Raw genomic sequence first — 12,682 nt, forward strand, 5'->3', positions numbered from 1 at the left:
GCGCAAAGTGGTCCAGCGGCAGTTGGAAAACTGGACCTTTCGCCTGGACCGCCGAATGGTCAAGCACGGTCCTGCAAGACCGCCGCAGGACAGGCCCATGTACCAGCCGCCACAGTTCCGGGACGATTCGCGAGCCGCGCAGCACGCGCTGATCCGCGCCTATCCCCTCGGCCTGCTGGTTACCGCGGGCGCGGGCGGCCTGACCGCCAATCCGATCCCGTTTCTGCTGGACGATTCCGGTTCCCACGGGGTGCTGCGGGCGCATCTCGCCCGCGCCAACCCGCAGGGGCAGGATCTCGTCGCCGCGGAAGAGTGCCTGGTGGTGTTCCAGGGGCCGCAGGGCTACGTCACGCCGAGCTGGTACGCCAGCAAGCGCGAGCACGGCCGGGTGGTCCCGACCTGGAACTACGCCACCGTCCACGCCTGGGGCCGGCCGCGGGTGATCGAGGATGCGGACTGGCTCAGGCGCCAGATCGCCGATCTCACCGCCCTGCGCGAGGCGCCCCGGACCGAACCGTGGGCGGTCGCGGACGCGCCGGAGCCCTTCGTGACCGCGCAGGTGCGGGGAATCATCGGCATCGAGATTTCGATCACGCGAACCGAGGGGAAATGGAAGATGAGCCAGAACAGGCCCGAGGCCGACCGCCACGGAGTCGTCGCGGGGCTGCGCGCCGACGGCGAGGCGGATCTCGCCGGTCTAGTCGCCGAGCGGAGCGGCCTGTGAGCGCGCGCCTCAACGGCTTCGGCCAGCCCATCGGTCCGGCGCTTCCAGATTGGAGCACGCGTCCGCGGCCGCCGCGCGCGCCCCTGGAGGGCCGTCACTGCCGGCTGGTCCCGCTCGACGCAGCCGCCCATGCGGACGCACTCTACGCCACCTACAGCGCCGCCCCCGACACGCGTGGCTGGACCTATCTCGGCGACGAGATGCCCGAGAGCGCGGAGATCTATCGGGCGCGCCTGACGACGCAGCAGGCGAGCGAGGACCCGCTGTTCCACACGATTCTCGATCCCGCGAGCGGCGACGCCCTCGGGATCGCCTCGTATCTCCGCATCGATCCGGGCAACGGCGTGATCGAGGTGGGCCATCTCCATTTCGGGCCGCGGCTGCAGCGCGCGCCCGCCGCCACGGAGGCGATGGCGCTGATGATGGCCCGGGCCTTCGACGAGCTCGGGTATCGGCGCTACGAGTGGAAGTGCGACAGCCTCAACGCCCCGTCGCGGGCGGCGGCCCTGAGACTGGGCTTCACCTTCGAGGGCATCTTCCGGAACGCCGTCGTGGTGAAGGGTCGCTCCCGCGACACGGCGTGGTTCTCGATCACCGACGCCGAGTGGCCGCGGGTCCGCGCCGGCTTCGCGGCTTGGCTCGATCCCGCCAATTTCGACGCGGAGGGTCGACAGCGGCGCGGGCTTGCGGATCTGCGCGCCGCTGCGGCCTGAGGCGCCTCAGAGACTGCCGACCAGGAACGCCTCCGCACTGCGCAGACTGAGCGCCATGATGGTCAGCGCCGGGTTTGCCGCGAGCGAGCTCGGAAAGGTCGAGCCATCGCAGATCCACAGGTTGTCGATGTCGAAGCTGCGGCCCTGCGGGTCGACCACCGCACTCGTCCCGTCGCGGCCCATCCGGCAGGTTCCGAGCGTATGGGCAACGCGCTCCAGCACCCAGATGTCCTCGGCGCCGGCCTCCTCCCAGAGGTCGCGCATGACCTTCGTGGCGTGTGCGTTGAGACGGTTCTCGTTGGTGCTGTAGCCGAAGCTGATCTGCGCCTTGCGCATGCCCTGCCTGTCCGTCTCGTCCGCGAGGGTCAGCACGTTGGCGTCGCAAGGGAGGGTCTCGCCGTTGATGCCGATTCCGGCGAGGTAGTTGTAGCGGTCGAGGTAGTCGAGGAGCGGTTTCCCCCATAGGCCGCGCCCCCGCGCCGCCGAGTTGCCGAAGGTCACCGGCACGACGCCGAGGCTCTGCATCACGTAGCCACCGGCGAAGTCGGCGTCGGTGCGGATGAAATCCTCGGTGATGAGCGAGGACGGATAGCCCCGATTCATCCGGACCTCGTGCGCGAAGGTGCCCCAGACCTGGGTCGCCACATGGCCCATGTAGTTGCGCCCGATCTGGCCGCTGGAATTGGCGAGCTCGAGATGGAGCAGCAGGCGCGGCGTCTCGACGGCTCCGGCACAGAGGAAGACCGCGCCGCAAAGCTGCCGCCGGTCCTCCCCGTCCTGGCGGTAGACCACGCCGGTGATCCGGCCGTCTGCGCCGCGCTCCAGGCCGTGGACGACAGCCTCCGCCCGGATCTCGGCACCGCGCGCCACCGCGTAGGGCAGGTAGGTCACATCCATGCTCGCCTTGGCGCCCGTGCGGCAGCCCTGGTGGCAGAAGCCGCAGTTGATGCAGGCGTTGCGGCGGGGACCGTCCTCGGACTGGAAATCCTGCGAGACCACGGCGGCGGGCGCGTCCGCCCACCGGATGCCGCGGGCTTCGCAGGCCCGCGCCATGATCTGGGCCGGGCCGTTCCGAGGGACCGGGGGAAGGGGATAGCGCCGGCCGGCATCCCACGGATAGCTCTGCGGGCCCGAAACGCCGAGGAACCGCTCGACCCGCTCGTAGTACGGGAGCAGATCGCCGTAATTCAGCGGCCAGTCGACTCCTTCGCCGGTCTCCGTATGGAGCCGCAGGTCTCGAGCATCGGCACGGGGCACGAAGGCGCCCCAGTGCAGCGTCGAGCCGCCGACGCCCGTGCCGCTGTTGTTCGCGCCGAAGGCCTCCGGAGTCGAGCCGCCGCTCAGGCGCTCATCGGTCCAGTAGATCTCGTCTGCCAGTGTCTCGTCGAAGGCGTAGTGCGCGGGCGTGAAGTTCGGCCCCGCCTCCAGCGCCACGACCTTGAGGCCCGCAGCGGCGAGGCGCGCGAGGAGCGGCGCCCCGCCCGCACCCGTCCCCACCACGACCGCGTCGACGACCTCGTCCGCGCGGTAGGTCCGCATTCCCGCGAGGTTCATCGTCCCGCCTCCGCCTGCGGCACTCGGGGCTCCCAGGGCTCGGGCGCGTCGAGCCCGACGGCGTGGAAGCCCGGCAATCCGTCGGCGATCTCGCCCGGTCGGTCGCCGCCCGCCCCAATGCCCGAGAAGCCGATCCGCGCCAGCGCTGCGGGATGGCCAAGCCAGAGTCGGACCGCGTCGGCACGCAGGTCCTCGAACCAGAACCGCATCCGGTCGGCGTCCAGCCGGCCACCGAGCGCGTCCGGCACTTTCAGATCACCGCGCTGGCTGAGGGTGAGCAGCGCATCCTGCTGCGACGCGTCGAGGACCACGAATGGACGGGCATGGGCCGCCCGCGCGGCGGCATCCAGGGTGCGCAGGGCGGCGCGGTAGGCCTCGGCGTCCGGCGGCAGCACCGAGAAGCGCCAGCCGTCACCATCACCGGATGCCAGTCGCCGGTCGAGGCGGGCGGCCAGATCGAGGCGCGGCGCCGGCATCACTCGAGCGAGAGCGGCCCGCAGGATGGCGAGTTCCACCACGTCGAGAGCGACGGGCCGATAGGCGGGATCGTCCGGTGCAGCGCGTTCCTCAAGTGTTGCGCGCAGGCGGCGGTTCACCCGGTCGGAGGCGATCAGCGCCGCGTAGTCCGGCGGTACCTCAGGAGCAGCCTCGACCGGCCGGCGGGGCCTGTCGCCGATATGCCGGCGCAGACACGCGGCCAGGAATGTGGGCTGCTCCAGCGGCAGGAGGTGGCCGGCTCCGTCCACGGTCACGAAGCGGTGATGCGCGAGGTGGGGCGCCGTCAGGGCCTGCTGGGCATCAGCTCCGAGGTCGGCATCCTCGGATCCGGCCAGGATCAGCGCCGGGGTGCGCAGGACGCCAACACGGCGGCACCAATCTTCATTCGCGCCCCCCATGAGCCAAGCCTTCCAGGCTGCCGGCGCGGCGCGCAGAACGTCGGCCACCGCCCGTTCCTCGCTCTCCGGATCCAGCCGGTCGCCGACATTCGCGCGCACGAAGGCCTGCGCCTCGCGCCGCCGGGTCTCGGGATCCGCGTCGATCCAGGCGAGCATCTTGGCCCGCCTGTCGTCCGGGATCGGCTCCGGACTGGGCGGCGAGCCGGAGACGAGGATGAGATCGGTGAGCCCGGCCAAGCCCGCTTCGCCATCCTCGGAGCGCCGCGCGAGGACCAGGGCGACCTTGGCCCCCATGCTGTGGCCGGCAATCCCGAAGCGCGCGGGCGCGTAGGCCCGGATGGCACCGGCCACGTGATCCGCCATCGCGGCAACGGAATAGCCCGGCGTGCCGGCGGCATCGCCAAATCCGGGCAGATCGACTGGTACGCAAGTCAACGGCGCCTCGTCGAGGGTGCGTGCGAGACGCTCCCAACTTCGGGCACTGCCACCCAGAAAGTGCAGGCAGAACAGGACTTCAGGTTCGGACATCGCGGAGACATCGCGCGGCGCCAGAATGCTTCAAGCGTACGTGACGCCGCATGGTCAAAGTCTTGCGGGCGGACCCGTTGGCTAAGTCGTGACCGCGTGCGATCACGGCGACGGAAGGAGGCCGGGATGTCGGATTTGGAACGGGCTTGGCGCGTCGAGGAAGCGTGCCTGAACGCCTGGCCGAGCCCGCGCGAGCTCCTGGTGCAGGGCTATCTGCTGCGGGCCGCGGGCGGCCGTTCGAAGCGGCAGAATTCCATCACTCCCATGCGCGGGAGTGGTGCGCCTGAACCCGCAATCGAGGCCGCACGCAGGATCTACCGGTGTCTTGGACAGCGCGCGATCTTCCGGATCCCGGCGATCGCACCTCAGATGGAGTCGCTCCTCGCCCACGGAGACGACATCGTCGTCGACGAGACCTGCACGCTCATCCGCGATCTCGACGGCCTCCCGGCGGCGCCCGATCCGGGCGTGGCGGTCGCCGCAGCCCCGGCTCCGGACTGGTTGGCCCTGCGCGATACGGTGAACCGAGCCGACTCCGCCGCCGCAAAGGTGTTCCGCGACACCATCGCCGCCCTGGCACTGCCGCGAGCCTTCGCGGCGGCCGCGGCCGAAAGCGGCATCGGCGCCATCGCCTTCGGGGTACTCGACCGCGAGTTGCTGGTGATCGAGGCGGTGGCGACGCCCGAGCCCCTACGCGGCCGCGGCCACGCCCGGCGCGCGGTTGGCGCACTGCTACATTGGGGCCGGGCGGAGGGCGCCGAGGCCGCCTGCCTTCAGGTCGTCGCCGCGAATACGCCGGCGCGGGCGCTGTACAGCGCCCTCGGCTTCGAGCGGGAATTGTACCGCTATCACTATCGGGTCGGTCCGGAGCCGGAGTGAACCGAACGGCCGATCGCGACGTGCTTCCGGCGCTCGAACCTCACCGAACAGTGGTCACGCGTCCAGCGACGGGCATCCGTGTCAGGTGACGTCAGCTTCGTTGTGCCGGGACCGCCTTGCTTATGCGGACGGCCGAAGCGTCTCGCCGCCTGGTGGCGGCCGCCTCAGGCGTCGAAAAGCGATCCCTGCCGCGTCGGCGCGGCGTGCGGGGGGGCGCGCTTGCCGGAGGTCGATGAGGCCAGTGCTTTCCCGCGCTGCCCGGGCTTGACTGGGAGCGACGGATCGGACGTCCCATCGGGCACGGCCGACATGGTCCCGTCGGCGAATTGCAGGCTGAGGCGGGTTGCGGTCACCGCATCCGCGGAGCGGCGGACAGGCAGCCCGGCGGCATCGCGCACCAGCACGTAGCCGCGCTCCAGCACGGCGCGGTAGCTCAGCGAGCCAAGCAGGCCGGCCAGCCCGTCCAGCCGGTCGCGGCGCCGCTCGATGCTGCGCCCGCCCGCCTGGGCGAGGCGCTCCGAGAGAGCGAGCAGACGGTCGGTACGGCGCGCCTGCAGGGCCCGGGCCCGCTCCAGGCTGGCATCCCGCGCGACGACGAGGCGGCGCCCGAGCTGGACCAGCGCCTCGCCCTTGCGCTGGACGTCGTTGCGCAGGGCGTGGAGCGGTCGGTGGTCGATCCGCGCCAGCCGTGCGCGTGCATTGGCGAGCGCCACGTCGGGCGAGCGCCGCGCCATCCGGTCGAGGAGCAGCTGAAGCCGCGCGCGGTGGCGACTGGCGCCCGCTGCCAGGGCCGGGGCGAGACGCGCCTCGGCGAGATCGAGCCGCTGGCGCTTGGCCGCCAGCAGGGCGTCGGCGCTCGGCAGGGCGCGGCCGAGGGCGCGCAGGTCCGACCGGTCGCGGTCGATCCGGCGCCCGACCGCCCCTCTGCCGCGGGCAGACAGATCCGCCACGGTCGCGATCAGATCGGCGCGGACCGGCACCGCCATCTCGGCAGCACCCGTTGGAGTCGGCGCGCGCCGGTCGGAGACGTAGTCGATCAGCGTGGTGTCGGTCTCGTGTCCGACCGCCGAGATCAGCGGGATCGTGCTCTCGAAGGCGGCGCGGACGACACATTCCTCGTTGAAGGCCCAGAGATCCTCGATCGAGCCGCCGCCGCGGGCGACGATCAGCACATCCGGACGCGGAATCGGGCCTCCGGCCCGGAGCGCGTTGAAACCGCGGATCGCGGCCGCGACCTCCTCGGCCGCCCCGTCGCCCTGGACCCGCACCGGCCAGACCAGGACGGGCCGCGGGAACCGATCCTCCAGTCGGTGGAGAATGTCGCGGATCACAGCGCCGGTCGGCGAGGTGACGACGCCGACGACCCGCGGCAGGTAGGGGATCGCCCGCTTGTGCTCGGGAGCGAAGAGCCCCTCGGCGGCGAGCTGCTTCTTGCGCTCCTCCAGCAGCGCCATCCAGGCGCCGAGGCCCGCCGGTTCCAGGCTTTCCACGACGATCTGGTAAGATGATTTTCCCGCGAAGGTGGTGATGCGGCCGGTGGCGACGACCTCCAAGCCCTCTTGGGGCTTCTGGCGCAGGCGTCCGAACACGCCCTTCCAGATCACCGCATCGATGCGCGCCTGCCCGTCCTTTAGGGAGAAATAGGCATGACCCGAACCGTGCTGTCCGCGATAACCTGAGATCTCGCCGCGCAGGCGCACATGCCCGAAGGCGTCCTCAAGGGTGCGCTTCAGGGCGCCGGCCAGCTCGCCCACCGACCATTCGGGCTGGTTGGCATTGAGCACGCTGGTCGGCGGGATATCCGCCGCGGGCTGGGATGCGGGGCGCGGGGGCGGCACGAGGGGCATCGCCGGACGCTAGGGGGCTCCGGCGGGACAGTCAAAGGGCCGCTGTGGAGATGACGACGCTTGACCGGCGCCGGCGCGGCCTACTCCACGGCGAGTTCGCGCGGACGATCCGAGATCGCCACCCGTGGAACCAGGAGCGAGAGGAGCAGGGTCAGCACCGCCACGGCGAAGACCGTCCAGAAGGTGCCGTGCAGCGCGTGCTGCAGGCCGGCCCGGATCGCCTCGCCGCCGGTGCCGAGGCTGTCCGGATCATCCAGCAGGCGGCGGAGCTGGTCGGAATTCACCGCCGGGCCGCTCGACGGGTTGGCGAGCCGGTAATTCAGCACGGCCCCGAGGACTGTGGCGCCGAGGGTCGAGCCGAGATTGCGCGAGAAGATGTTGGAGGCCGTCGCCGCGCCGCGCTGTGCCCAGGCGACGCTGTCCTGGATGATCACGATGGCGGCGGTGGACAGAAAGCCCATGCCGAGCCCCATGACGACCGAACCGCAGGCCGCCACGACCGGGGAGGTGTCCGACCCGAGCACCACGAAGGCGACCGCCCCGAGCGGCAGAAGCGTTGCGCCGACCAGCAGGATCGGGCGCAGACCGAACCGCACGAAGCTGCGCGCAGCCGTCGTGGCGCCGATCGGCCAGCCGAGCACCATCAGGGTCAGCGTCAGGCCGGCGATCAGAGGAGATTGCCGCAGCACGCCCTGGACATACATCGGCAGGAAGGCCGTGAGCCCGATCACCGTCATGCCGGAGAGCAGCGTCGCGGTGTTGGCCGTTGCGATGGGACGCTGCATCCACAACCGGATGTCGAGCATCGGGTCCGGGGCGCGCCGCTCCTGGACGACGAACAGGAGCGCGGCGACCACGAAGGCCAGCGCCGGCCACAGGGCCGCTTCGAACGACTCACCCGCCTCGGTCAGCGCCATCATCAGCGCCGCGATGGCCGCGGTGAACAGGGCCGCACCGATCGCGTCGATCTGCCGGGGACGGCGCTCGACGCCCTCGTGGAGGAAGCGCAGGAACAGGCCGGCCGCGATCACGCCGATCGGCAGATTGATCCAGAAGATCCAGGGCCAGCTCAGATGGCCGATGATCAGCCCGCCGACCAGCGGGCCGGCGACCGAGGAGATGCCCCAGACGCTCGCGAGATAACCTTGGATCCGGCCGCGCTCCCGCGCCGAATACAGATCGCCGACGACGGTCAGGCTCACAGGCTGGATCGCCCCGGCGCCGATGCCTTGCACGAGACGGAACAGGATCAGCGAGGGCATCGACCACGCGAGCCCGCACAGGAGCGATCCCGCCAGGAACACCACGATCCCGAAGAGCAGGACCGGTCGACGCCCATACAGGTCGGACAGCTTGCCGAACACCACCGTGGTGGCCGTCTGGGTCAGCAGGAAGGAGGCGAACACCCAGGCATAGAGGTGAAGGTCGCCGAGTTGCCCGGCGATCTGCGGCATCGCCGTCGAGACGATCGTCGCCTCAATGGCGATCATGAACATCGCCGCCATCACCGCGGCGAGGACCAGCGGGCGACGCGTCTCTGGGGGCGTTGGCATGCCACCCGTCTAGGCCGGGCATGCGCACCGACCTAGTGTTGAGAACGTGCAACCGTCCCGATCACGGCGAGAGCCGTGCGCGAGCGCACATGTGCCCCGTTCCTGCTCCGCGGCGGGTGCATGGATGCGCCGCCGCGATGCTCCGAACGCATGCGCTGGACCGGGCCGGCTCAACCCTCAGCGTCGAGATCGCGCTCGCGGGTCTCGGGCAGCAGGAAGGCGGCGATGGTGCCGACCAGGCTGAAGGCCGCGAGATAATAAGCCGGCGCGAGCCGGTCGCCGGTCGCGGCGATCAGCCAATTCACGACGTAGTTGGTGCTGCCACCGAACACCGAGACCGAGACCGCGTAGACGATCGACAACCCGGCGCTGCGCACCGCCCGCGGGAGCGCCTCAGGGATTCCGACGATCACCGCCGCGGCGTTGATGGACGACAGGGCCGAGAGCAGGAAGGTGACCGCGTAGACGCTGGCAGCGCTCGGCGCCTGCACCACCCAGGCGAAGGCTGGAACCGCCAGGATCAGGATCATCGCCCGTGGCCATATCATCACGGGTCGCCGCCCGAACCGGTCGGCCAGCCAGCCGCCGAGCAGTGGGAAGATCACCGAGGCGAGCCCGAGGGCAATCGGCACGGCCGTGGCCGCCGTCTCGCTCAGGCCAAGGGTCGCGCCGGCAAAGACCGGCATGTTGGTCCCGACCGCGTTCGAGACCGTCGAGGCTGCGATGACCAGGAAGGTCAGACCCAGCAATCGGCCGTGCTCGCGCAGGAGTCGGCCGATCACCGCCAGGGTCGAGGCCGCCGCGTCCGGATCCTCCAAAGCGCCGGCCGTCTCCGGCAGGTGGCTCCGGATGACGAGCCCAATCGGCACGACGCAGAGGCCGAGGGCGAACATCAGCCGCCATCCCCACCGCGCCATGGCCTGGTCGCCGACCACGAGCGCCAAGGCGGTCGCGACGATCCCGGCAAACAGGGCGGCGCAACCCTGGCTGGCAATCTGCCAGCTGGTCACAAAGCCGCGCCGGTCCGGCGGAGCGGCTTCCAGCAGGAAGGCCGTGGACGGCCCGACCTCGCCGCCGAGGGCGAGACCTTGGACCAGACGCCCGGCGATGACGATCACCTGCGCCCAGCCGCCGATCATGGCGTAGGACGGGCAGGCGGCCAGCATCAGCATCCCGACCGCCATCAGCGCGATGGTGATCAGCATCGCGGGCTTGCGTCCCGCGCGATCCGCGAAGGCGCCGATGAGCACGCCGCCGATGGGCCGCATGACGTAGCCGATGCCGAACAGCGCCAGCGAAGCCAGAAGGCTGTGGGTCGGGTCGTTCGCCGGGAAGAAGGCCTCGCCGATCGGCTTGGCGAAGAAGGCGTAGACCGTGAAATCGTAGAATTCGAGGGCGTTGCCCAGGACGACCGCCCCGACGGATTTGCGATCCAGGGCCGGATGATGCGCGCCGGGATGCGGCGCGGTCCGGGCGTCCATCAGCGGTCCGACCCGTCGACCGGGTGCTTGGCGAGACCGCCGGTCACGGGTTCTGCGCCGTTCGCAAGGGCTTCCTCGTATCCGGACAGCCAGAGCGCGTGTGCCTGCGTGCCCTCCGCATAGGGACAGGCTTCTCGGGCCAGCCCCTTGGCGGGCGCGGCTCGGCCGAGCGCGTGGGCATCGAGATCGTTGGGGGGCGAATCCATTCGGGCGCAGCTCCTCGTCGATGGGCTGCGCCGCGATGTAGGGCGCGGATCGCGCGCGTCGCTGAACTCAGTGACGCGTCGGATCATCCAACGGCGGCAGCACGACGGCCTCGCTGAACGGGAATTCGAGCACGACCTCGGCAGCCTCGTCCGTGACCACAAGGCATGCGGTCATCAGCCGGGCCTGATCCTGTGGGTCGTGCAGGGCGGCGCGGATGGTATCCCGGGCCGCCTCCCAGGCTGCGTCCGGATCGCGCAACTCGATCCCGGTCGGGTCGGAGATGACATCCTCACCGATCTGCGTGTGGAAGAAGTAGCGTGGCATGGCCATCACCGGTTCAAGGGGCCGCTCCGGGGTGGAGCGATCCGTACAGGTGGTGATCGCCGGTCACAGGACCAGGATGGCGACGCGCGGAGCCGCTTGCGCCCTTCAACCGTGCGCCGACCGCGCCTCCGGCGCGGATGGCACGGGGCGGAGGGTACGCAGCTGCCCGGTGACGCCGCCCGCACGGTGCTGCTTCTCCATCGCCATGAGCGGCCGCAACTCTGGCTCCGCGAAGTCGAGGAGCTTGGCGTTGCGCCAGCGTGGCTTGCCAGATCCGCGGCGGAACCAGCGGGGGCGCTCCTCCTCGACCAGCAACACCAGCCGGCCCGTCCAGGTCTTCCGGAACCAGAAACGCCCCGTCAGAGACATCGTCAATCCTTGCCGCCGAGCCGCCCCGTCTCGGTCGCTTCAATAGCGAACTTGGCGGTTCACGTACTAGTTGAAGAAGCCGACGAACAGGCGAACCACCGATATCCACAGCCCCTGGTGAAACGTTCGGGCTCAGCGCATGACGTGCCGGACGGACAGCACCAGCACGACGATCCGGAGGAGTGCCGACAGGCCGAACACGAAGGCGCGGAGGATTGCTGTCTCGAGCGCCGCGTGCGCCGAGCACCGATCCGGCGGTCGCAGCGCGCCGTCTCTCGGCGGAGGCGCCTTCTGCGCTCCGGCTGAGCGCCGCTCCGGCGTGGCGAGCAATCGCGTCAGGCTCTCCGGAAGCGGTGCAGGCTTGGGCTGCACGGCAGGCGCGAGTCTAGAGGGCGTCGCAACCGGGCGACAAGCCGTGTGGGCCGGATCCGGCCCTTCATCGCGACCGCCTCGCGCATGCGATTGGTGGCGTTCCGGCCCCATGCTACAGCTGGCCGTCGGCGGGCCGATCCGCCCGACGGACCGCGCATGTCCCAGCCTCCAGTTCTGGTCACCGGCGTCGCCGGCTTCATCGGGAACCAGCTTGCCCTGCGCCTCCTCGAGACCGGCCGTCAGGTCGTCGGCCTCGACAGCGTCAACGCGTATTATGACGTGCGGCTCAAGGAGGCGCGGCTTCGCCGCCTCGCGGACTTCGCGGGCCACAGCTTCCAGCGTCTCGACCTCGCGGATCGGGACGGGCTCGACGCTCTGTTCCGCCAGCATCGCTTCCGGACGGTGGTCCACCTCGCGGCCCAAGCCGGCGTGCGCCATTCACTCACCGATCCCCATGCCTACGCGGCGAGCAACCTCGTGGGCTTCCTGAACATCCTGGAAGCCTGCCGCCATGGCGGCGTGGAGCACCTGCTCTACGCCTCTTCGAGTTCCGTCTACGGCGGCATCACCGCCATGCCGTTCTCGGTGCATCAGAACGTCGACCATCCGCTCAGCCTCTACGCCGCGACCAAGAAGGCGAACGAGCTGATGGCGCACAGTTACAGCCACCTCTACGGCCTTCCGACTACGGGCCTGCGCTTCTTCACCGTCTACGGCCCCTGGGGACGGCCCGACATGGCCCTGTATCTGTTCACCCGCGCCATCCTGGCAGGTGAACCGATCCGCGTGTTCAACGACGGGCAGATGCTGCGGGACTTCACCTACATCGACGACATCGTCGCGGGGATCCTGGCGCTGGCGGAGCATCCGGCTGCGCCGAACCCCGCCTGGAGCGGCGCCGCCCCAGATCCTGGGACCAGCGCCGCCCCTTACCGCATCTACAATATCGGCAATAACGAGCCGGTGGCGCTTTTGGATATGATCGCGCTCCTCGAGGCAGCGCTGGGCCGCAAGGCGGAGAAAATTCTGCTGCCGATGCAGCCCGGCGACGTTCCGGCAACCTACGCCGACATCGACGATCTCGTGCGCGATTCCGGCTTCCGGCCCGCAACGCCGCTGGAGATGGGGATCAACCGGTTCGTCGATTGGTATCGAAGCTATCACGACGTTTGAGGCATACCCGGCGAGGGCTCCGAGGGACCGCCGACGGTCCGGGGAGCCAATTCGGCCGCACC

Annotated in this window: 13 protein-coding genes; 4 read left to right on the forward strand and 9 right to left on the reverse strand. The window is 70.3% G+C overall.

Going from position 1 to position 12,682, the window contains the following annotated elements; all coding sequences use genetic code 11:
- Window positions 1–97: 97 nt before the first annotated feature.
- Window positions 98–724 (forward strand): FMN-binding negative transcriptional regulator, encoded by a 627-nt coding sequence (locus BLT59_RS11540; RefSeq protein ID WP_091779590.1) that lies wholly within the window; start codon window positions 98–100, stop codon window positions 722–724.
- Complete coding sequence (locus tag BLT59_RS11545) at window positions 721–1,437, forward strand: GNAT family N-acetyltransferase (protein WP_091779592.1); 717 nt, start codon at window positions 721–723, stop codon at window positions 1,435–1,437. The genes BLT59_RS11540 and BLT59_RS11545 overlap by 4 nt, the downstream gene beginning before the upstream one ends.
- 6 nt (window positions 1,438–1,443) lie before the next feature.
- On the opposite strand, the gene BLT59_RS11550 is transcribed toward BLT59_RS11545, so the two are convergent.
- Window positions 1,444–2,991, reverse strand: a complete 1,548-nt coding sequence (locus tag BLT59_RS11550; protein ID WP_091779594.1) for a GMC family oxidoreductase — start codon at window positions 2,989–2,991, stop codon at window positions 1,444–1,446.
- Window positions 2,988–4,415, reverse strand: a complete 1,428-nt coding sequence (locus BLT59_RS11555; protein WP_091779596.1) for an alpha/beta hydrolase — start codon at window positions 4,413–4,415, stop codon at window positions 2,988–2,990. The genes BLT59_RS11550 and BLT59_RS11555 overlap by 4 nt, the downstream gene beginning before the upstream one ends.
- A gap of 126 nt (window positions 4,416–4,541) precedes the next feature.
- On the opposite strand from BLT59_RS11555, the gene BLT59_RS11560 reads away from it, so the two are divergent.
- Window positions 4,542–5,294 carry a GNAT family N-acetyltransferase gene (locus tag BLT59_RS11560; RefSeq protein WP_091779598.1) on the forward strand — a complete coding sequence of 251 codons (753 nt, stop codon included), beginning with the start codon at window positions 4,542–4,544 and terminating at the stop codon, window positions 5,292–5,294.
- A gap of 164 nt (window positions 5,295–5,458) precedes the next feature.
- Here the strand turns inward: BLT59_RS11560 and xseA are convergent, their stop codons facing one another.
- The 7 genes from xseA to BLT59_RS11595 all read right to left on the reverse strand — a co-directional run bounded on the left by xseA (window position 5,459) and on the right by BLT59_RS11595 (window position 11,447).
- Window positions 5,459–7,141: an exodeoxyribonuclease VII large subunit gene (gene xseA / locus BLT59_RS11565; protein WP_091779600.1), complete on the reverse strand. Its 1,683-nt coding sequence runs from the start codon at window positions 7,139–7,141 to the stop codon at window positions 5,459–5,461.
- 80 nt (window positions 7,142–7,221) lie between these two features.
- Window positions 7,222–8,694 carry an MDR family MFS transporter gene (locus tag BLT59_RS11570; RefSeq protein WP_091779602.1) on the reverse strand — a complete coding sequence of 491 codons (1,473 nt, stop codon included), beginning with the start codon at window positions 8,692–8,694 and terminating at the stop codon, window positions 7,222–7,224.
- Window positions 8,695–8,864: 170 nt separating this feature from the next.
- Window positions 8,865–10,175 (reverse strand): MFS transporter, encoded by a 1,311-nt coding sequence (locus BLT59_RS11575; protein ID WP_091779604.1) that lies wholly within the window; start codon window positions 10,173–10,175, stop codon window positions 8,865–8,867.
- Window positions 10,175–10,381, reverse strand: a complete 207-nt coding sequence (locus tag BLT59_RS11580; protein ID WP_091779606.1) for a ribosome modulation factor — start codon at window positions 10,379–10,381, stop codon at window positions 10,175–10,177. The genes BLT59_RS11575 and BLT59_RS11580 overlap by 1 nt, the downstream gene beginning before the upstream one ends.
- Before the next feature lie 67 nt (window positions 10,382–10,448).
- Window positions 10,449–10,706 carry a DUF6894 family protein gene (locus BLT59_RS11585; protein ID WP_091779733.1) on the reverse strand — a complete coding sequence of 86 codons (258 nt, stop codon included), beginning with the start codon at window positions 10,704–10,706 and terminating at the stop codon, window positions 10,449–10,451.
- 105 nt (window positions 10,707–10,811) lie between these two features.
- On the reverse strand, window positions 10,812–11,075 hold the full coding sequence (locus BLT59_RS11590; protein ID WP_091779608.1) for a hypothetical protein: 264 nt from the start codon (window positions 11,073–11,075) through the stop codon (window positions 10,812–10,814).
- 132 nt (window positions 11,076–11,207) lie between these two features.
- Complete coding sequence (locus BLT59_RS11595) at window positions 11,208–11,447, reverse strand: hypothetical protein (RefSeq protein ID WP_091779610.1); 240 nt, start codon at window positions 11,445–11,447, stop codon at window positions 11,208–11,210.
- A gap of 156 nt (window positions 11,448–11,603) precedes the next feature.
- On the opposite strand from BLT59_RS11595, the gene BLT59_RS11600 reads away from it, so the two are divergent.
- Complete coding sequence (locus tag BLT59_RS11600; protein ID WP_091779611.1) at window positions 11,604–12,620, forward strand: NAD-dependent epimerase; 1,017 nt, start codon at window positions 11,604–11,606, stop codon at window positions 12,618–12,620.
- The last annotated feature ends 62 nt before the right edge of the window (window positions 12,621–12,682 follow it).

Source organism: Methylobacterium sp. UNC378MF (genome assembly GCF_900103195.1).
Taxonomy (GTDB): domain Bacteria; phylum Pseudomonadota; class Alphaproteobacteria; order Rhizobiales; family Beijerinckiaceae; genus Methylobacterium.